The sequence below is a fragment of the Gelidibacter japonicus genome (assembly GCF_010725055.1).
Taxonomy (GTDB): domain Bacteria; phylum Bacteroidota; class Bacteroidia; order Flavobacteriales; family Flavobacteriaceae; genus Gelidibacter; species Gelidibacter japonicus.
The window spans coordinates 102374-123597 of the sequence record NZ_BJKB01000003.1; the positions used below are offsets into that span (position 1 = coordinate 102374).

Consider the following 21224-nt stretch of genomic DNA (forward strand, 5'->3'; position numbering starts at 1 on the left):
TATTATTTTTTTTGAATGTTGAATTGTGTCATAACGATAAAAAACACCGAAATACTAATAAAATAAACTAAGTCTCTAGTGTCTAAAACGCCTCTACTGATACTATTGTAGTGGGCTTCCATACCAAATTGTTCGAGTGATAAAGTACTTAACCCCGAGAGGCCTTCAAACCCGAAATAAAAGAAAAAACATAAAAATACGGCACTAATAAAAGCGACGATTTGATTGTCAGAAATAGTGGAAGCAAAAAGCCCGATGGCTGTATAGGCTGCAACTAAGAATAGGAGTCCTAAATAGGACCCGATAATGCTGCCATAATCAAGAATGTCCACGGTCATCTTTAGATTGTCGAGGGCTAAAATATAAAGCAGTGTTGGCAATAAAGCGAGAATAATCAAGATCAAGGCACCAAAATATTTACCCAATACTATTTTTAGATGAGAAATTGGTTTGGTTACCAAAAGCTCTAAGGTTCCTTGTTTTTTCTCATCAGAAAAACTTCGCATCGTTACGGCTGGCACTAAGAAAATAAGTATCCAGGGTGCCAATAGAAAAAACGGAGTTAAATCGGCAAAACCACTTTCCAGGATATTAAAATCACCATTGAACAACCATAGAAAAAGTCCATTAAGCACTAAAAACAATGCGATCACCAAGTAACCTATTGGAGAGGCAAAGAAGGAATTGATTTCTTTTTTAAGTATTGCAAACATTTTTTTAATTCTAAAATTATTTAAGTGACATCAACTTATCCACACTCCAAGCTTCTGGCCTATCATTAAAAAACTGCTTGGTAGTGTTCCAAACTGTTTTGAAAAGATCGGAATTTCTATAATTGTCCAAATCTGATTCGGCTCGCCAATAGCTATAGGTAAAAAATATATTGGTGTTTTCTTTATCTCTATAGAGCTCTAAAAACTCACAACCATCAAAACCTCTAATGAGATGTTTTTTGGTTTCAAAATAGGCAAGAAACGCTTCAATTTTTGAAGGTTCAAAACTCATTTTTACAATTCTTACAAACATATATTCACTATTCAGTATTCCCGCCTCCGCAAATGCTACCCGCCTTCGTTAACGCTAAGGACGGGCAGGCGGACGGGCTGGCAGTGTTCAGGGTTCAGGGTTAAGTGTTCAATATTCAATATTCAATATGCATTATATTCAATAATTAACATTCAATATTGAGCCATTGGTCGTCCGTGTTCCTGAACTTCCCATCTTCTGCCACCTGCCACCCGTCTTCCCTTTACTTCAAAAAGTTCACAGTCACCGTATCTCTCATCTTTAATCCCATTAAACTTGAGGCACTCCCCACAGTGGCCAGATCACTTTTATAAATCGCAATTTCTAAATAATTGGACGAATTGAACACCACCAATCCGCGTCCTTCATCCTGACGTTGCTCTTCCGGAGTCTCGAAATTAACAATATCACTGTATTTATTATAGATTTCCTTAAATTTATAGCTGCGCGCTGAGATTTCAAAAGAACGTCCCTTTTGAGCTTGTTCGAAAAATTTGCGTCGTATATTGGTAACAACGTTGCCATAATTGTCGATATAAATGACGCTGCCAATAATCTGGGATTGATCCTCATTAACAAATGGGTTCAGATTTTTGATAGGTTTTATATCAGTAATCACTTTGCCCACAACCCCTAAAGTTCCTCCACGTGCAATATGGCAAGCCACCTTGACAAAGACATCGAGAACTGGAAAATTGGTTGACGTCTTGTCATGGATGTTTATTTCCACAATTTTATCAGGGGCAATTTCATTGCAAATCATGCTCATAATGCCATTGTTCGCACAAATAAAATAATGATCATCCAGCTTTAAGGCAATATGTTTGTTTTCTGGATTCAATTCAGAATCGATCCCAATAAGGTGGATTGATCCTTTTGGAAAACTACTATATGCGTTTTGAAGAATATATGCGGCTTCCAAAACATTAAATGGTGAAACTGAATGAGAGATATCAACAATTTTTACGTCGTCAAGTTCACTATAAATAGCGCCTTTTATTGCACCTACAAAATGGTCTTTTTCTCCAAAATCAGTAGTTAATGTTATGATTGCCATGAATATTCCTAGGTTCTTTTTTTTTATTGGTTTATGAGATATTGCTATTTTACTGGATCTGTTTAAAAAATATCATATAATATATGTTTTGTTGAAACTTATTATTAAATATTTCAGTTAGATTTGTATGGTAGCGTGAAAATTATGAGACTTTTTATATTCACGCAAAACTAATAAAACTTAAGAGATTAATATATTAAATCTGTAGCTTTTGAATGAACTTATAATCGAATTAGAAGAAATTGCCCCAAAAGATTTTTTTGGAGCACATAACGTTAATATTGAACTCCTTAAAAAGTATTTTCCAAAATTGAAAATTGTTGCAAGAGGTAATAGAATAAAAGCCTACGGCGATGAAGATGTATTGGAAGAATTCGACAAACGAATGACAATGCTTGTAACGCATTATGCAAAATACAATAAGATAGATGAAAATGCTATAGAGCGCGTGTTGACAAGCTTAAATAGTGAAGAGTATTCTACAACAGAAAAAAGCGGAGAAACTATCCTGCACGGTGTGGGTGGGAAAATAATTAAAGCACAAACGGTTAACCAACGGAAATTGGTTGAAAGCATGCGCCAAAATGATATGGTTTTTGCAATTGGTCCCGCCGGTACAGGAAAAACCTATACCGGTGTTGCCATGGCGGTTCGAGCCTTGAAGAACAAAGAAGTCAAAAGGATTATTTTAACCCGCCCGGCAGTTGAAGCGGGCGAAAACCTAGGTTTCCTACCGGGCGATTTGAAAGAAAAATTAGATCCTTATATGCAACCGCTCTATGATGCTTTAAGAGATATGATTCCGGCCGAAAAATTGGCACAATTCCTTGAAAATGGAACTATTCAGATTGCACCGCTGGCCTTTATGCGTGGCCGAACCTTGGATAATGCGTTTGTAATCCTGGATGAAGGACAGAATACAACACATAACCAAATGAAAATGTTCCTGACCCGAATGGGCAAAAATGCTAAGTTTTTATTGACAGGTGACCCTGGGCAAATTGATTTGCCTCGACGTACCACCTCCGGCCTCAAAGAAGCGCTTTTGATCTTGAGAAATGTAGAAGGTATAGGTATTGTGGTTTTAGATGAAAAAGATGTGATTAGACATAAACTTGTCAAGAGAATCATTCAAGCTTATAAAGAAATTGAACCAAGAGAATAATAAGGGAGGTGTCATGTGACCTGACAACTATGTAATGTTTTCATTTGTAACAATAATTTAATAATCAACCCTTTGAATGTTTTTTAAAAAATTAGCAATCAAATAGTCTGTATTGGTATGCCTTTTGACTGTTGGATATAGTTAATTCAAAAAACAAATATAAATGAAAAAGGTTATTTTATTGGTCGCCATGTTAATCGTGGGAACAACATTTGCACAACAACACGAGGTTAATGTTACCTCAAAGAATTCATGGTTGAAAATCGGATTGAACGCTGGTGTCCCAATGGGTGATATTGATGATGTTTCATCTTTTGCACTCGGATTGGATTTAAAAGGCCAATATTTGGTCACTCCTAATTTTGGTATCGGATTGACCACAGGTTACAGTCATTTATTTGGAAAGGATGGTTTTGACGATTTCGGAATTATTCCTGCGGCCGCATTTGCGAGATATTATTTCAAACCAAAAGGATTGTTTATTGGAGCCGACTTCGGTTATGGCTTTTTGACCAATGTTGATAATAATGAAGGAGGACTTTATGTAAACCCGCAAATAGGTTATCACAATAGAGATTGGAATTTTTATGCCTACTATCAGAACACATTTGCTGAAAATGACATTGATATTCAGGTGCTCGGAATTGGGGCCACTTACAATTTGAGATTTTAATCGGAAAATATAAAAGTTTAATGAGAGCAGTTTTTACTGCTCTTTTTTTTTGTGAACTAACAGCCAATAGCCTTACTTTTGTATTCATCTAAATTGCTAAAAATCTTAAAAATCATGAATACCATCATATCCACTAATTTCAGATTTCCAAACCAGAAAAGTTTTTATAAAGGTAAGGTAAGGGAAGTCTATAATATAAACAATGAGCTTTTGGTCATGATTGCAACTGATCGTTTGAGTGCCTTTGACGTAGTCATGCCAAAAGGCATTCCTTATAAAGGACAGATTCTCAATCAAATTGCAACAAAGTTCATGGAACAAACCAAGGATTTGGTACCCAATTGGCTGATCGCAACTCCAGACCCTAATGTGGCAGTAGGTTATTTATGTGATCCTTTTAAAGTAGAAATGGTGATTCGTAGCTATATGTCTGGTCATGCCGCACGCGAATATAAAGCTGGCAAACGGATGTTATGTGGTGTTCCACTTCCTGAAGGCATGAAGGAAAATGATAAATTTCCTGAACCTATTATTACTCCCGCTACCAAAGCTGAAATGGGCGATCATGATGAAGATATTTCAAGAGAAGATATATTGAAACGTGGCATCGTGAGTGAAGCTGATTACGTGATTTTAGAAGATTATACTCGCAAGCTTTTTCAAAGAGGCTCGGAGATTGCAGCGAGCAGAGGTTTGATTTTAGTGGATACCAAATACGAATTTGGTAAAACTAAAGACGGAAAAATAGTATTGATTGATGAGATCCATACCCCTGATTCGTCGCGTTATTTCTATGCCCATGGCTATCAAGACCGTCAGGATAAAGGCGAGTCACAAAAACAACTATCTAAAGAGTTTGTAAGACAATGGTTGATTTCTAACGGATTTCAAGGATTGGAAGGTCAGTCTGTACCAGAAATGAGTGATGATTATATAATAACAGTTTCTGATAGATACATTGAACTCTATGAGAAAATTATGGGAGAACCATTTGTTAAAGCCGACGTCAGAAGAATTCAAGAACGTATCAAAACGAATGTTGAGAGATTCTTGGAAGAATATAATTATAGCAATTAGACTTATCAGTGACGTGCTTAATGCCATAAGGAATAATGCTGATATGGATTATAAAGAGTATTTATGTGACATTTAAATTCACAATTGATATTAATCTTTGTCATGAGATTTTTTGGCGCTCACTTCAGGTGGTTTGATCAGATGCAGTAATTTTCTCAGATGTTTATAGATAAACGCATTTGTTTTTCCAATATGGAACACAATAAGGCATACGACAACAATAAAAAGGAGAGCTCCAAATACAGCTTCCCAAGGTTCTAAGGATTTATAATAAAAATGTTTTAAGCCAATTCCCGTAAAACTTCCGTAGATAATAATAAAGTGTACAATGTAGATATTCAAGGTAGTTTCTCCGATGCGGGTCACAATGGATTGCTTCATAAATCGTTCAAGCAGATAGAAAAAACCAAAATACACCAGCACATTTCCTAAGCGTAAAAAAAGATAATTATAGTTTGCCGAGCGCTCAAACAATTCAATATTAGTAATGTCGAATAGCTTTTGCAATATCAGTGTAGAATATTGCAACAGCACAACGCCCAATACGAAAAATGCGGTAACGGTAATCTGTTTAAAGTATTTTTTTTGTGAATTTCTAAAAAACAAAGTAGCAAAAAACCCGCCAAATGCCACATAGCCAAACCACGGTAACATCGTAAATACCGAGCCATTGGATTTGCTCAAATAATTAGCAAAAACCAAAGGGACATGTTCTAAAGTTAAATTTCGATATAAAGGTTCGGTAACAAAAATAACACACCCAACACTTAGCAGGACTACCGATAAAATATAGCTGTTTCTTCTGCACAATAGATATAGGCCAATCAACAAAAGAAGAGATAGGCCAATGCACTGAAGGACGTCTATAACCAAAAAATAGGTATCAAAACTTCCTTTCAACCAAGAAAAAAACGGAATTCGTAGCGCATATCCAATTCCTATAAGCATCACTGCGCGTGTGGCTCCTTTTCTTAACCGCTGTTTGTCGCTGCCTTTGGCATGTGCCTTCAATAATAAATACAAAAACACAAGTCCTGAAATAGTAAAAAAGACAGGTGCGGTAATTCCCCTAAAGTAAGACCAGACAGTGTAGGCTGTATAGGAATCATCTCTATAAATTGGATTTAAAAGCGTATCCACAAAATGCCCCTGCAGCATCATCAAAATGGCAAATGCCCGAACAGCATCAATAAAGTAAAGTCGATTTGCTTTCAATCAAGTTATAGGCTAGTAAATGTAAATATAATGTTAAAATCCAAAATTAATAACTTTTCTAGCGATTCCTGATTTTTTGTGGGACAATCTTGGAGTTATTAAATCGAAAACTATATCTTTAAAATCGCTAATCAAAACCAAAAAATGAAAACTTTAGATTCGATCCTTCAATCCTATGCTGACTACGCATGGGGTTTGCCATTGTTGATCATATTAATTGGCGGCGGTTTATACCTTTTGGTACGCTCGCAATTTTTACCCTTTCGCTATTTTTTTCACGCCTTAAATGTTTTGAGAGGAAAATATGATGATCCGGATGCCATTGGAGAAATTACACATTTTCAAGCGCTTTCAACAGCATTGGCCTCCACCATCGGTATGGGAAATATTGCTGGGGTAGCCGTAGCCATACACATTGGAGGACCTGGAGCGATGTTTTGGATGTGGGTCAGTGCCATTATTGGGATGTCCACAAAGTTCTTTACATGTACATTGGCCATTATGTTCAGAGGAAAGGATAGTAATGGTGACGTCCAAGGAGGACCTATGTATTTTATTATGGAAGGTTTAGGAAAATCATGGAAACCATTGGCTGTTTTTTTTAGTATTTGTGGACTTATAGGTGCTCTGCCTGTTTTTAATGTCAACCAGCTAAAGCAGGCCATAAATTTTATTTTATTGGAGCCAAACGGTATAGCTGAAACTGATACCTCAAATTTTATCATTGGCCTCATATTGGTTGCAATTACGGCAGTCGTAATTTTAGGAGGATTGGATCGGATTAGTAAAACGGCCGAGAAATTGGTACCCTCCATGGTATTGCTTTATTTTGTGCTGGTTTTGATTATTCTTGGGGTCTATATAGAAGAGGTGCCCAAATATCTCGCCTTAATGTTTACAGATGCTTTTGCGGCCAGCAATTTTAAAGGAGATTCATTTTTAGGTGGAGTCGTTGGTGGGTTGATATTGTTGGGGGTTAGGAGAGGTGCTTTTTCAAATGAAGCGGGGATAGGTACAGCGCCAATGGCACATGGCGCATCTAAAACCAATGAACCTGTTCGGGAAGGATTGGTGGCCATGCTAGGACCTGCAATCGATACACTTGTGGTTTGCACATTAACAGCACTTGCCATATTGGTAACGGGTGTTTGGGAAACCAGTGATGACAACGGTGTGAGCTTAACAGCGGCCGCATTTAATGACGCTATTCCTGTGTATGGAAATTATCTATTATTGGTCTGCATTGCTACTTTTAGTATCTCTTCATTATTCACGTACTCGTACTATGGATCAAAGTGCATGTCCTTTCTATTTGGGGCACACAACAAACATTACTATAATTATTTCTATATCGCAAGTATTATCCTTGGTGCAGTGACACCTTTAAGCATGATGCTCAATCTCATTGATGGCACCTTTGCTTTAATGGCAATTCCAACAATGACCGCCACTATTATTTTAGCACCAAAAGTATTAAAGGAAATTAAAGCATACGCCCAAAGAATGAAGTTATAAGGTTCATCTACAATGACGCCTTCCATAACGCTGTCTCCTGCTTTTGTTCAGAGAGTTGGCATATTTATGGCAAATGATACTATAGAAATACTGAATAAGTCGTTTCTAAAAGAATTTATTTATATTTTTGAAAGAAGAAGCAACGGTTGTACGATTTTGAGGCAAAATTGACGACTAAATACTATTACAAACCAAAACCAATAAAAGCAATGAGTCATTACAGTATTAAGAATCTTGAAGAATATTACCAAGTCTATAGAAAATCAGTTCGTGAGCCTGAAAATTTTTGGGAAGAAATAGCAGAAGAACATTTTCTATGGCGTAAAAAATGGGACAAGGTGCTCACTTGGGATTTTCGCAAACCAGAAATTAAATGGTTTGAAGGTGCTAAATTGAACATTACAGAAAACTGCTTGGACAGGCATTTACTGAATCGTGGTGACAAAACAGCTATCATTTTTGAACCGAATGACCCTGATGAAGAAGCACAGCATATTACCTATAAACAACTTCATGAGCGCGTTTGTAAAATGGCAAACGTACTTAAAGACCAAGGCATAAAAAAAGGCGATCGTATCTGTGTTTATTTACCCATGATTCCGGAATTGGCCATAACATTGTTGGCATGCGCCCGGGTTGGCGCCATACACAATGTGGTGTTTGCAGGATTTTCATCTAAAGCCTTATCTACACGTATCATTGATAGTGATTGTAAAATGGTCATTGCGGCGGATGGTTCCTTCCGAGGCAATAAAAGCCTTGATTTAAAAAGTATTGTCGATGAGGCCCTTTTGGAATGTGATAATGTGAAGACGGTATTAATGGTAAAACGCACTAATGCCGATGTACCAATAGTTGAGGGTAGAGATGTGTGGTTGCAGCCTTTGATTGATAAGGCTTCCGCAGTTTGTGATGCAGAAATCATGGATGCAGAAGATCCGTTATTTATCTTATACACATCAGGCTCTACCGGAAATCCAAAAGGAATGGTGCATACGGTAGCGGGATACATGGTATACACGGCCTATACTTTCAAAAATGCATTTCAGTATAAAGAAAATGATGTGTTCTGGTGTACCGCTGATATTGGTTGGGTCACAGGTCATAGCTATATTGTCTATGGACCATTGGCCAATGGAGCCACAACGGTTTTGTTTGAAGGGGTGCCTCATTATCCGGACTTTGGAAGATTTTGGAAAATAATTGAAAAACATAAAGTCAATCAATTTTATACTGCACCAACGGCCATTCGTGCTTTGGCAAAACAAAACCTTTCTTTCGCTGAAAATGTTGATTTGTCCTCTATAAAGGTATTAGGCTCCGTTGGTGAACCGATTAATGAAGAAGCTTGGCATTGGTATAATGATATTATTGGCAAAGGCAAAAGTCCTATTATAGATACTTGGTGGCAAACAGAAACCGGAGGCATTATGATTTCGCCGCTGCCTTATGTGACACCAACCAAACCGACCTATGCCACCTTACCTTTTTTAGGGATACAACCCGCAATTATGGATGACACCCAAGAATTAAAAGGAAATCAGGTCAATGGCCGTTTGTGCATTAAATTTCCATGGCCAGGAATGGCACGTACTATATGGAACAATCATCAACGCTACAAGGAAACTTATTTCTCCACCTATGATAATATGTATTTTACGGGTGATGGTGCTTTAAGGGATGAAGTAGGCTATTATAGAATTACAGGCCGAGTGGATGATGTGGTCATTGTATCTGGTCATAATCTTGGCACCGGACCTTTGGAAGACGCCATCAATGAACATCCGGCCGTGTCAGAAAGTGCTATTGTAGGTTTCCCTCATGATATTAAGGGGAGTGCGCTTTACGGATTTGTCACCCTAAAGGAAACAGGTGAAAGTCGTATCCATGAGAATTTGCGTAAAGAAATCAATCAGTTGATATCCGAACGAATTGGTCCTATTGCCAAACTCGATAAAATCCAATTCTCAGATGCACTTCCAAAAACAAGAAGTGGAAAGATTATGAGAAGGATTCTTCGAAAAATTGCAGAAAACGATATGTCCAATTTAGGTGATACAAGTACATTGTTGAATCCTGAAGTAGTACAGGATATTATTGATAACAAGCTATAAAACCAATGGCTCCCGTTTCAACAGAGGACAAATTAAGGGAACGTATTAAGGAGCTTACCTGTCTGTATAATGTAAGCTCCTATATAGCCAATTGTAACCTCTACGATCTTGACCCGACTTTTAAGGCGATAACTTCCAGTCTTAGAGAAGCCATTCTTTACAGTAATGAAGCTTTTGTTGAACTGAAACTTGGGGATACCTTGGTTCATGATGGCGAACGATCACCGGAGCATGTGTTTATTTTAACTGCGATAAAAGTTTTTAATTTGCCTTATGGCTCTATCAAAATTGGGTATCCAAAAACAAAATACAATAAGAATGTGTTTTTGGAAGAAGAAAAACAACTGGTACGTACCTTGGCCATCGAAATTGGCAATTTAATAGAGCGCAAACAAATTATCGATAAAGAGGAACTGACCAAGCGCCAAATGGAACGTGCAGACAGACTCTCAATCTTGGGTGAGATTACTGCGGGGATTGCTCACGAACTCAATACTCCCTTAGCCAGTATTCTGGGTTTTTCAGAATTATTAAAAGAACGTTTTGTCAATGACGATGCGGCTTTGGAGGATTTGGACAAGATCATGAACAGTGCGATTTTTTCGAGGGAAGTGGTTAAAAAACTGATGTTTTTTTCTTGTGTTATGCCTCAGCAAATGGAGCTCGTCAATATCAATCCAATCATTACTGATGCCATCAATTTACTGAAGCCAAGCTTCGGAAAAAAAGAGATCCACTATGATCTAAATTTTAGTGATGCCGAGATTTATTTGAGGGTAGATGCTATTCAACTCACACAGGTGGTATTTAATTTGGTGATCAATGCTATTTATTTCTCTCCACAAAATGGCCAAATATCGATAGAGGTCGACGATGAGGACAGAGAGGTGGTCCTAACTATAAAAGATGAAGGGGAAGGGATCTCCAAAGAGATTTCGGAATATATATTTAATCCGTTCTATACAACAAAACCGGTAGGCGAGGGTTCAGGTCTTGGTTTGAGTGTGGTTCATGGCATCATCAAAAGTCATAAAGGAACCATAAGACATACCGCTAATCGACCAAAAGGAACTATTTTTACCCTAACATTTCCAAAATTATAGCAGATGCCATTGGAGCAAGAAAACATATTGATTGTTGATGATGATGTTCAGATTTTGGAACTTATCCAAAGACTTTTACAATCTCTGAACTATCACACCTATAAGGCCATTTCTGTAAAGGAAGCTATCGCAATTTTACAGGATCGATCCATTGACTTGCTGATTACTGATCTTCAAATGCCAGGTGTTGACGGGCTACAATTGGTCAAATATGTTTCCGAACATTTTCCTGACATTCCAAAATTGGCGGTAACCGGTTTTCCTTCTGTAGATGGTGCCTTAAAGGCTATGAAATCTGGGGTTATGGACTATTTAATAAAGCCCTTCACAAAAGATGAACTTAAAAATGCAGTTCAAAAGTCATTGGCTCTAAGCCAAAAGCCAGCTCAAAAAATAAAAAGAAGCACGCAGGGCAACTCCTTTTTTTCGGAGATTATTGGCCAATCAGAGAGCATGCAAAATGTGTTGAACGTTATTGATAGAGTAAAGGATAATAAGGCAACTGTTTTTATAAAGGGCGAAAGTGGGACCGGGAAAGAATTGGTTGCTCGAGCTATTCATTATATGGGCAAGTTTGCTGCTGCGCCTTTTGTAGCCGTCAATTGTGGTGCCATACCGGAAAGTCTTTTAGAAGCCGAGTTGTTTGGATACACAAAGGGGGCTTTTACGGGTGCCAATGATAACCGAAGTGGGTTTTTTCAAGCTGCAAATAAAGGAACGCTGTTTTTGGATGAAATTGGAAACGCCTCCATGGCAACACAATTGAGTTTGCTCAGAGTGTTGCAAGAAAAGGAAATCATGAGGGTTGGATCTCAAAAATCAGAAAAAATAGATGTAAGGGTCATTGCAGCTACCAATGTCGATTTAAGGGAACTCATCAAGAATGGCCGTTTTAGGGAAGATTTGTATTATAGACTCACGGTAGTTCAAATTGAGGTGCCGCCATTAAGAGATCGTAAGTCTGATATTCCACTTCTGGTCGATAAATTTCTTTTTAAGTACGGGGTAGAGTATAAGGACCGCATTGTCAAGATATCCGACGAAGCTTTAGCGGCTCTTGAACGATATGATTGGCCAGGGAACATAAGGGAGCTGGAAAATAGTATCCAACGTGCGGTGATCATGTGCGACAAACAAGTTGAAATAGGCAATCTGCCTAAAAATTTAAAATACCAAATTGAATTCCCAAAGCAGGATATCTTTCTGCCGTTAAAAGAGGTAGAGAGGTTGCATATTCTTAAGGTCCTGGAAGCTACCAAGAACAATAAATCCAAGGCCGCCGAGATTCTTCAAATTGATCGTAAAACCTTACGTGATAAAATTAAGTAGCACCGATGTGTGCTGGGTAATAATTCCTCAGTGGGTGATTTTTACTCATTAGGATAATTGTGAGTTTTGTTATATATTCATCTTAACTATTTGATATATAGGAATCTAAGATAGTCGTCATACTGTTGTGCTTTGTCGGCATACCTATTGCAATAGGTAAAACGAGTCTAAAGCATAAAATTATGAACAATTTGGAAAATAGTTTATGTGCGACGTGTGAGCATCTTGCATATTGCAGTTTAACGAGCAATAAAAGATTTATCTGGTCCTGTAGTGAATATGATGTTTCTATTGGTCACAATAGAGTTTATCACGAAAGATTGATGAAAGCAAGTAATGATTTATCTACTTCCTACAGGAATTTGGAACTCACATGAATTTGGCCTCAGACTGTAGCAAAAGATTTTAAATAAAAGTACAAAAAACACGACATGTTGAAAAACCAGATGCAGCAATGAATTGCTGCATCGGGTTTTATGCATTTCAATCTGAAATAAATATAGAACGCAGTGAGAGGGTGTACCTACAAGAGGGTAATTCCTATTATTAAATTAAAAAATTGAGTAAACATGAAATACGGTAAATTAATATTAGAAAAAAAGGAGTATGTGATGATTAAACGTTTGTTAAATCTCACTAAAGACTATAAAGATTCGACACAAAAAGTGTCATTGACGAAATTTGCGAAGGAAATGGAGAGCGCAGAAATTTTGGATGACGATAAAATGCCGGATGATGTCGTAAGAATCAATTCAGAAATAACCATTGCCACTAAGGATGGCTGGTCTTATACGTTCCAGGTGGTTTTACCTGCCGAAAGCAATAATTCCCAAAAGAAGATTTCATTATTGTTGCCGATGGGTGCTGCTGTATTGGGCTATGCAAAGAATGATGTCATCAGTTGGACATTCCCGGGTGGTGATAAAGACATTACCATCTTGGATGTGAAACAGAATAATATAACAAAATTAAATATCGCCTAATGAAACCCTTTGTTAACCACGGCTATGAGACTGATGACGAAATCGTCAAAAGACATATGCATCGTGAGCTTGAAACTTGGATATCGCAACTTGACGCCATGATCAGTGAGGCTGATCAATTGGCCAAAATCATTTCCACTAAGCTTGGAGATAAAGAGTTACGCGAGGAGTTATTGGATGATGTAAATGAAAACATCCATTTTTTAAACGAGCTTTATACCTACCGAAATTTACTTAATAATGTTAAGGAGTGTGATGAGTTGGAGTGCGACCAATTCTATATGTTAAAACATGACCATGTATTTGAAAAATATGTTGAATGCGTTGCGCAATACCGAACGATTATACACAAGGTCTATCAAAGATTGCTTCTTTAGATTTTCTCTGAACGATTGTTATGAGTATACCAGAAACCATAGTCTGTTTTGACTATGGTTTTATTTTTTGTTATAGAATTTCGAAAAAAGTGACGCTTCCTTAAGTTTCGTATGATTTAATACTATCTTTAGGATTGAAAATTTTTAGAAATCAAATAATTCCCAGTAAATGGATATAAAACTTGCAGTATTAATAGATGGTGATAATATTCCTTCAGCCCACGTCAAGGAGATGATGGAAGAAATTGCTAAATATGGAAACCCTACGATAAAACGAATTTATGGCGATTGGACCAAACCCCATCTTTCTAAATGGAAGAATCTGTTGTTGGAAAACGCGATTACTCCGATTCAACAATATGGCTATACAGTTGGCAAAAATGCAACAGATTCAGCCATGATCATTGACGCCATGGATATTCTTTATTCAGGAAAGGTAGATGGTTTCTGTTTGGTCTCTAGCGATAGTGATTTTACACGTTTGGCGACGCGATTGCGAGAAGCAGGATTGAAAGTCTATGGCATTGGTGAAAAGAAAACGCCCAATCCATTTATTGTGGCTTGCGATAAGTTTATTTATATCGAAATTCTTAAAAATCAAGGACAGCAGGAGGAGAGTGCCTCCAGTGAAAAATCCAAATCGACAGCGAGCGATATTGATAAGATCACCGAAAAAGATATCAAGTTTATTGCAACTACAATTGATGATGTTGCCGATGATGACGGATGGGCATTTTTAGGAGATGTAGGTAGTTTATTGCAAAAAAAGCAGCCCAATTTCGACTCACGGAATTATGGGTATCAAAAACTGACTCCTTTAATTAAATCTATAAAAGACTTTGAAATTGAGAGACGTGAGGATTCCAAAGGCCATTATAAACTTATTTACGTCAGAATTAAGGAAAACAACCAGCCTAAACCGAAGTCGAAATCGACCAAAAAATCTAATGGTAGAAAGAAGTTGATTTCAAAACCTTAGACGGTTTAAAGAAGCCTTACCACCTAAAGACATTTCAATACTGAAGATTCAGTAAAATCCAATTCATTACAATAAAAGCTTATAACCTAAAACAAGCGTAACTACTAAGTTGGTAACGCTTGTTTTTGTATTATATATAGAATTGTGTAGACCCAAATTTCTTAGTTATTTGGTGAAATTGTTACGATTAACAAAAGCATCATAATGGGATATTGCCATGTTTTCTTTGAGGACCATCTACTTTTTTATCTTTCAACATGGCAAAAGCCTTAATCAATTTACGCCGGGTGTCTTTAGGCAGAATGACTTCATCAATAAACCCACGTTCAGCGGCGCTATATGGGTTGGCAAAGAGAGCTGCATATTCTGCTTCTTTTTCTTTCCATTTGGCATCTTTATCCTCGGCTTTGTTGATTTCTTTTTTAAAAATGATTTCTGCCGCGCCTTTGGCTCCCATCACCGCAATTTCTGCACTTGGCCATGCAAAATTCATATCGGCACCAATATGTTTGGAATTCATAACATCATAGGCTCCTCCATAAGCTTTTCGTGTAATTACGGTCACTCGTGGTACCGTTGCTTCACTAAATGCATAGAGTAATTTTGCCCCATGTAAAATGATCCCTTGCCATTCTTGATCAGTTCCTGGCAAAAATCCGGGAACATCTTCCAAGACCAATAGTGGTATATTAAAACAATCGCAAAAACGTACAAATCGCGCTGCTTTCTTCGAACTGTCAACATCGAGAACACCTGCCAAATACATCGGTTGATTGGCGACGATACCAATACTTCTACCGCCTAATCGGGCAAATCCAACAATAATGTTTTGTGCATAATCCTTGTGGATTTCAAAAAAAGAATCGGTGTCAATAATCCCATTGATCACACTGTGCATGTCATAAGGCTTATTGGCGTTGTCGGGAATAATATCGGAAAGTACATCTCTAACCTCATCTTTCAGTTTATAGGGCAATAGAGGTACAGTTTCCGTATTGTTCTGAGGTAAATAACTGATGAGTTTTTTAATGTCTTCCAAACATTCAACGTCGTTGGTTGCGGTGATATGAGCAACGCCAGATTTAGTAGAATGCGTACTGGCCCCTCCCAGTTCTTCTGAGGTCACATTTTCGTTGGTCACTGTTTTGACAACATTTGGTCCGGTCACAAACATATAGCTGGTATCTTGGACCATAACTGTAAAATCTGTCATTGCTGGACTGTATACAGCTCCGCCAGCACACGGCCCCATAATTGCTGAAATTTGCGGAATCACTCCCGAAGCTTGTACATTGCGATAAAAAATATCTGCATAACCACCCAAACTGCGAACGCCTTCCTGAATTCTGGCGCCACCTGAATCGTTCAATCCAATAATAGGTGCACCAACTTTCATTGCCAGATCCATTACTTTGCATATTTTTTCCGCATGTGTTTCCGATAACGAACCACCAAAAACCGTAAAATCCTGTGCGAAAACATAGACAAGTTTCCCGTGAACGGTTCCATAGCCAGTAACAACACCATCTCCGTAAAACTGATGTTTTTCCATGCCAAAATCTTTTGTACGATGGGTTACCAAAGCACCGATTTCCTCAAAAGAACCATCGTCAAGCAAGTAATGGACCCGCTCCCTTGCGGTAAGTTTCTTTTTTTCGTGCTGTTTGTCAATTCGGTCTTGTCCCCCACCAAGATAGGCTAAGGCAAGTTTGTCGTTAAGGTCTTTTATTTTAGATTCCATATTTTATTTTTTCTCGCAGAGACGCAGGTAGCGCAATGCTTTATCATCAATCAACTTAAAGTTTCTTTGCGAAGCTTCGTGCTTCCTTTGTGCATCTCCGTGTAATAACTTCAATTTCTCCCGACCTATATAGATTCAACTTCAACTTCAATTTCAATTTCGATTTCAATTTCAGCTTCAACTTCATTCTCCCTCCGGCACTCTCAAAATCTTCTGATCCTCCAAATACTGTCTGACCGCAGTGATTGCTGCCAAATGGGCTTCCTCATTATTTTGTTCCTTTATTTTTTCGGGAGAAAAGTATTTTTTAACAAAGTGTGTATTAAAATTTCCCGATCGAAATGCTTCATGCTCAAAAACAAACGTTCCGAAAGGAAGTGTGCTTTCAATACCCTTAATATGATAGCCATTGATAGCACCTAACATTGCTTCAATGGCTTCTGCTCTTGTTTCCCCGTAAGTAATCAATTTGGCAAGCATTGGGTCGTAATAGATCGGTATATCCATGTCTTCTTCAAAACCATTATCCACACGAATATTTTTCCCATTTGGCAATTGGTACACCTCCAGATGACCAACGCTTGGAAGGAAATCATTTAATGGGTCTTCAGCATAGACTCGCAATTCTAGAGCATGCCCCGTTATTTTTAAATCTTCCTGTTTTATGGGAAGAACTTCGCCACGGGCGATTCGTATTTGCAGTTCGACCAAATCGGTATTGGTAATGAGTTCCGTTACTGGGTGTTCAACTTGTAAACGTGTGTTCATCTCCAGAAAATAGAAATTCAGATGTTCATCCACAAGGAATTCTACCGTTCCGGCGTTAACATAATCACATGCTTTCGCCACTTTCACGGCAGCTTCTCCCATTTTTTTTCTTAGTTCAGGAGTTAAAATAGATGATGGCGCCTCTTCAACCACTTTTTGATGGCGACGTTGAATACTGCATTCCCTTTCAAATAGATGGATGATATTGCCATGGGTGTCAGCCATTATTTGAATTTCAATATGACGTGGTGAGCTCACATACTTTTCAATAAATACAGAGCCATCACCAAATGCTGAAGTGGCCTCGCTGATGGCACGTTTCATCTGCGATTCCAATTCGGAATCCTTTTCAACAACGCGCATTCCCTTACCGCCTCCACCAGCTGAAGCTTTGATTAAAATTGGAAATCCGATGTCTTTGGCAATCGCATGTGCCTTTTCTACATCTGTTATAGCTTCATCAATGCCCGGAACCATTGGAATATCATAATGTTTAACCGCTTCTTTAGCTGCTAACTTACTGCCCATGATTTTTATGGCCTTCGATTTTGGCCCGATAAAAATGATATCATTTGCTTCACAAGCTTCTGCAAAATCGGCGTTTTCACTTAAAAATCCATAGCCTGGATGAATGGCATCAACATTTAAATTCTTGGCGACTTGTATGATTTTATCTCCTAAAAGATAGGATTGATTGGAAGGGCCTTCTCCAATGAGCACTGCTTCATCAGCGTATCGTACGTGAGGTGATTTTCTATCTGCAGTTGAATAGATGGCAACCGTTTTAATACCCATTTTTTTTGCGGTTCTCATGACGCGAATGGCAATTTCTCCTCGGTTGGCAATTAGTATTTTTTTCATCAGAAAATTTATTTTTTTTTACCGCAAATTCACAAATATATCTCTATCGGTTCTCTACGGCATTGTAAGTGTTATAATATGTTATTGAACTGCAATTCTGAAGTCATAACCCATTACTCAAACTCAATCAACAATTGATTTTTGTCCACAGCATCTCCTTTTGCTACAGATATGGATTTGATTATTCCTTCTCTTGGTGAACTGATGACATTTTCCATTTTCATGGCCTCAAGGATCAATAACGGATCGTTTTCTTTGACTTGAGCACCATTGTCAACATGAATTTCAAGTATTAAGCCAGGCATTGGTGCTGTAATTTTATTGATTTTTTTGGCATTGCCAATCTCAAAGCCTAAGTCTTTTATTAATTTATCTAAATCGTTGAAAATGTTAATGGTATACGTATTATTATTGACCTTTACTTCATATTTTTTATTATCAAAATTTCGATCTGTTATTTCAGCGCTGAAAGATTTTCCATTCCGAAGAATATGGTATTTTGAATGGGATGTTTTGATAATATCTAAAGAATTTATGTCGTCATTGGAAATTGTTAATTCCAACTCACCGTTCACTTTCACTTGATGATGTATGTCCATAGGGGGGAAGTTATAATTGGATGAAAAGTTACAAATTTAATGAAGGATATTAAAATCTATTTGACTTAAGAAAAAAATGCTCCAACCTAAAGGATTTCGATTTTTTGAGGATACTTGTGGTCTTGAGAAATATGATGGCTGCAATCAGTGCATCGCCTGCCGCTGTATGACGGTCCGTCAAATTAATTGAATAAGCTTCCGCAATATCATCAAGTGAATAATGAATGTTTTTGTCAATAAAATTGGACTTGATCCTAGTGCTTGCATACAGGTCCATGGTATCGATCACCTTGTTTTTCAAATTTGGCAAACCCAGGCGGTTCAAGGACTGATTGATCATTTTAATGTCGAAAGCCGCATGGTGTGCAATTAATACAGAGTCTTCTATATAATTCAAAAACTTCTTTATGGCATCTTCCTCTGAAAGCTTCTTTTTCGATCCGTGTTGAAGAATACCATGGATATGGACCGTATCTGGATTGAAATGAGACTGCTTTAAATAGATTTCTAAAGAATCTGCCACTGCAATCTCATTTTTAACAATAGATACCGCACCAATAGACAGCATTCGGTCTATATAGTGATCAAATCCTGTTGTTTCAGTGTCCAGCGCTACAAATCGAGACGTGTCTAAATTCTTTCTATCCTTTTTTTCAAAGTGATGGAGATAGGTTTTCCAGTATTCTGGATATATCTTCTTTTTGAAGTTCCAAAGCATCACATATAATTATTTACATTGTACTTTAATTTGATCAATTCCTGAACTCTTGCTATGGTTTTAAAACAGCGTTTCAATTTCATTTTCTCTTCCTTGGTCAATGCCGCCAATTCAATAAATCGACCGCTATCATTATGGAGCAGACCATGTTTTGTGCGGAATTTGAGCAGGGCTTTAGAGGTGTAGGAACAGGAAAGATAGAATTCTCTGTCCTCCGGGAACAATTCGGCCATCTTCTCAAATCTTTCTGCCGTATTATTGATGTTTTTGAGTTGATTGGAAAGAGCAAAAAGTCGTCCGGCATCTACAATAGGCATAATGGCACGTTTTTTAATATCGAAAAAATCTTTGTACTTACCATCCTGTTCCACCAAAAACTGTCTAAAAAAACCAAGAGGAGAAGCGCTTCGTAGTGCACTTGCACCAAGTTTTGATAAAAACAAACTGTTGTTTTTAGTGATTTTGAATATATGATCTGAAAGTTGGTTTGTCAGATTGGCATCGCCATAAGTGATATCAAAATCGAAAAAAATGGAGGACAGTAGTATTTCGTCAGCCCCGGTATTTGAAGTCCATTGATTAAACTGATTTTTCCATTCATCTAAACTCAGGCACCATTTTGGGTTTTTCGCCATGATGTCTGCTGGACAAAAATCAAAACCAATGATATTCAATCTTTTATTGACTTTTTTTGCCAACAATAGGAAATAATCCCTGACGCTCTCGAGTTCCTCGGCATTAACATTTTCGAATACGATGGCGTTATCTTGGTCAGTATGCAACAATTGCTCCTTTCGACCTTGACTGCCCATGGACATCCAGGCAAAATTAGTCGGGGGCTCCTTTTCCATTTTCAAAATGCAACGTTCAATGATACGTTTTATGGTCGCATCGTTCAGTTCAAAAATGATTTTACTGGTTTGCGTCAATGGAATGTTCTGTTCCATAAAACCGTCCAGAAGCACCATGATTCTTTTACGGATATGCTTTAGCTCTTTAGTGGATTTGGAACGTTTGATGGCCTTCATCAAGACTGTCGGATTGCTGCCTCGCATTACAGTAATATCTTGTTGCGAAATGATGCCTATGATTTTTGAATTGGGAGTTCCATCTTCTGTGACGCATAAATGACTGACGTGGTGTTTCATCATTGTGAGTTGTGCTTGGCTTATAGACACTCCTTTCGGATAACATAATACAGGTGAACTCATGATTTGGCTTACGCTATCCTCAATGGTATGTTCGCCAGTGATGACCTTGTTCCGTAAATCTTCATCCGTTACAATCCCAATTGGAATGTTATCATTTTCTATCACAATGGATCCAATCCGATGCTGCTTCATGAGTTGTCCAATCTGCTTAATTTTAGTCTCCGCCTTGGCGGTAATTACTTTTTTCACATAACGCACAGGCTGCAGCTCAAAAAGTTCCTTGTCGTTTGCCACAACATCCATATGGTCATCATACAGAGAGCCGTGTATTTCTTTGGAAAACGGATTTTCGGTATTAGAGGCAAAACTTTCTATGAGGAAGTCCACAACATTCCTGTTTTTGGTGATCAATGGTTTAAACGTAGCTAATGGAATGCCGTAAAGGATACTTTCTTCTTCAGTGATTGCATCAGTGGCATAGTTCTCCTTGGCAAAAAGAGGTCTTAATCCGAATATATCTCCTTCGTCAAACCAATCGATCGTTTCCAGTTTCGAATTAATCGTTTTTTTGAGGGCAATGGCACCTTTGTGGATGATGTAGAACCTGTCGTGCAGGGCCTCATCTTCAGCATAAATTTTTTTGTCCTTTTCGAGATAGGTAATGGTGATCTCCTTGGCAATGGAGTATAAATCCTCTTTTGAGAATTGGTCAAAAGGAGGGAAGTTTTTAATAAAATCCGCTATTCTTTCAGCTATGGTGTTTTTCATTCTGT

19 protein-coding genes are annotated in these 21224 nt (G+C 37.8%); 10 read left to right on the top strand and 9 right to left on the bottom strand.

All coding sequences use genetic code 11. The annotated features are described in order from the left end of the window. Positions 1–2 precede the first annotated feature (2 nt). The 3 genes from gldF to G6N06_RS04310 all read right to left on the bottom strand — a co-directional run bounded on the left by gldF (position 3) and on the right by G6N06_RS04310 (position 2083). Positions 3–713: a gliding motility-associated ABC transporter permease subunit GldF gene (gldF, locus tag G6N06_RS04300; RefSeq protein ID WP_163514836.1), complete on the bottom strand. Its 711-nt coding sequence runs from the start codon at positions 711–713 to the stop codon at positions 3–5. Between the two features lie 16 nt (positions 714–729). Further along, complete coding sequence (locus tag G6N06_RS04305) at positions 730–1026, bottom strand: putative quinol monooxygenase (protein WP_163514837.1); 297 nt, start codon at positions 1024–1026, stop codon at positions 730–732. 223 nt (positions 1027–1249) lie between these two features. Next, positions 1250–2083, bottom strand: a complete 834-nt coding sequence (locus G6N06_RS04310) for an SAM hydrolase/SAM-dependent halogenase family protein (protein WP_163514838.1) — start codon at positions 2081–2083, stop codon at positions 1250–1252. Between the two features lie 211 nt (positions 2084–2294). On the opposite strand from G6N06_RS04310, the gene G6N06_RS04315 reads away from it, so the two are divergent. From G6N06_RS04315 to G6N06_RS04325, 3 genes are all read left to right on the top strand, one after another. Continuing rightward, positions 2295–3248, top strand: coding sequence for a PhoH family protein (locus G6N06_RS04315; protein ID WP_163514839.1), 954 nt, complete (start codon positions 2295–2297; stop codon positions 3246–3248). A gap of 163 nt (positions 3249–3411) precedes the next feature. Next, on the top strand, positions 3412–3921 hold the full coding sequence (locus G6N06_RS04320; protein ID WP_163514840.1) for a hypothetical protein: 510 nt from the start codon (positions 3412–3414) through the stop codon (positions 3919–3921). Between the two features lie 114 nt (positions 3922–4035). Continuing rightward, positions 4036–4998 carry a phosphoribosylaminoimidazolesuccinocarboxamide synthase gene (locus G6N06_RS04325; protein ID WP_163514841.1) on the top strand — a complete coding sequence of 321 codons (963 nt, stop codon included), beginning with the start codon at positions 4036–4038 and terminating at the stop codon, positions 4996–4998. 90 nt (positions 4999–5088) lie between these two features. On the opposite strand, the gene G6N06_RS04330 is transcribed toward G6N06_RS04325, so the two are convergent. Beyond that, positions 5089–6213: a heparan-alpha-glucosaminide N-acetyltransferase domain-containing protein gene (locus tag G6N06_RS04330; RefSeq protein ID WP_163514842.1), complete on the bottom strand. Its 1125-nt coding sequence runs from the start codon at positions 6211–6213 to the stop codon at positions 5089–5091. Between the two features lie 144 nt (positions 6214–6357). Here G6N06_RS04330 and G6N06_RS04335 point away from each other — a divergent pair, with 144 nt between their 5' ends. From G6N06_RS04335 to G6N06_RS04365, 7 genes are all read left to right on the top strand, one after another. Continuing rightward, positions 6358–7728 carry an alanine/glycine:cation symporter family protein gene (locus G6N06_RS04335; RefSeq protein WP_163514843.1) on the top strand — a complete coding sequence of 457 codons (1371 nt, stop codon included), beginning with the start codon at positions 6358–6360 and terminating at the stop codon, positions 7726–7728. Between the two features lie 209 nt (positions 7729–7937). Beyond that, positions 7938–9842 (top strand): acetate--CoA ligase, encoded by a 1905-nt coding sequence (gene acs, locus G6N06_RS04340; RefSeq protein ID WP_163514844.1) that lies wholly within the window; start codon positions 7938–7940, stop codon positions 9840–9842. A gap of 5 nt (positions 9843–9847) precedes the next feature. Continuing rightward, positions 9848–10945 carry a sensor histidine kinase gene (locus tag G6N06_RS04345; RefSeq protein WP_163514845.1) on the top strand — a complete coding sequence of 366 codons (1098 nt, stop codon included), beginning with the start codon at positions 9848–9850 and terminating at the stop codon, positions 10943–10945. Between the two features lie 3 nt (positions 10946–10948). After that, positions 10949–12274, top strand: a complete 1326-nt coding sequence (locus G6N06_RS04350) for a sigma-54-dependent transcriptional regulator (protein WP_163514846.1) — start codon at positions 10949–10951, stop codon at positions 12272–12274. A gap of 569 nt (positions 12275–12843) precedes the next feature. Next, on the top strand, positions 12844–13257 hold the full coding sequence (locus tag G6N06_RS04355) for a GreA/GreB family elongation factor (RefSeq protein WP_163514847.1): 414 nt from the start codon (positions 12844–12846) through the stop codon (positions 13255–13257). After that, on the top strand, positions 13257–13634 hold the full coding sequence (locus tag G6N06_RS04360) for a hypothetical protein (protein WP_163514848.1): 378 nt from the start codon (positions 13257–13259) through the stop codon (positions 13632–13634). The genes G6N06_RS04355 and G6N06_RS04360 overlap by 1 nt, the downstream gene beginning before the upstream one ends. Positions 13635–13803: 169 nt before the next feature. Beyond that, positions 13804–14613 (top strand): NYN domain-containing protein, encoded by an 810-nt coding sequence (locus tag G6N06_RS04365; RefSeq protein ID WP_163514849.1) that lies wholly within the window; start codon positions 13804–13806, stop codon positions 14611–14613. 199 nt (positions 14614–14812) lie between these two features. Here the strand turns inward: G6N06_RS04365 and G6N06_RS04370 are convergent, their stop codons facing one another. The 5 genes from G6N06_RS04370 to G6N06_RS04390 all read right to left on the bottom strand — a co-directional run bounded on the left by G6N06_RS04370 (position 14813) and on the right by G6N06_RS04390 (position 21219). Then, complete coding sequence (locus G6N06_RS04370) at positions 14813–16354, bottom strand: acyl-CoA carboxylase subunit beta (RefSeq protein WP_163514850.1); 1542 nt, start codon at positions 16352–16354, stop codon at positions 14813–14815. Positions 16355–16537: 183 nt separating this feature from the next. Continuing rightward, positions 16538–17983, bottom strand: coding sequence for an acetyl-CoA carboxylase biotin carboxylase subunit (gene accC, locus G6N06_RS04375; RefSeq protein ID WP_163514851.1), 1446 nt, complete (start codon positions 17981–17983; stop codon positions 16538–16540). A gap of 113 nt (positions 17984–18096) precedes the next feature. Further along, on the bottom strand, positions 18097–18582 hold the full coding sequence (locus G6N06_RS04380) for an acyl-CoA carboxylase biotin carboxyl carrier protein subunit (RefSeq protein WP_163514852.1): 486 nt from the start codon (positions 18580–18582) through the stop codon (positions 18097–18099). 49 nt (positions 18583–18631) lie between these two features. After that, entirely contained in the window at positions 18632–19300 is a 669-nt protein-coding gene (locus G6N06_RS04385) for a 3'-5' exonuclease (RefSeq protein WP_163514853.1), read from the bottom strand. Next, positions 19300–21219 carry a DUF294 nucleotidyltransferase-like domain-containing protein gene (locus G6N06_RS04390; protein ID WP_163514854.1) on the bottom strand — a complete coding sequence of 640 codons (1920 nt, stop codon included), beginning with the start codon at positions 21217–21219 and terminating at the stop codon, positions 19300–19302. Before G6N06_RS04390 ends, G6N06_RS04385 begins: the two co-directional genes overlap by 1 nt. Positions 21220–21224: the final 5 nt, after the last annotated feature.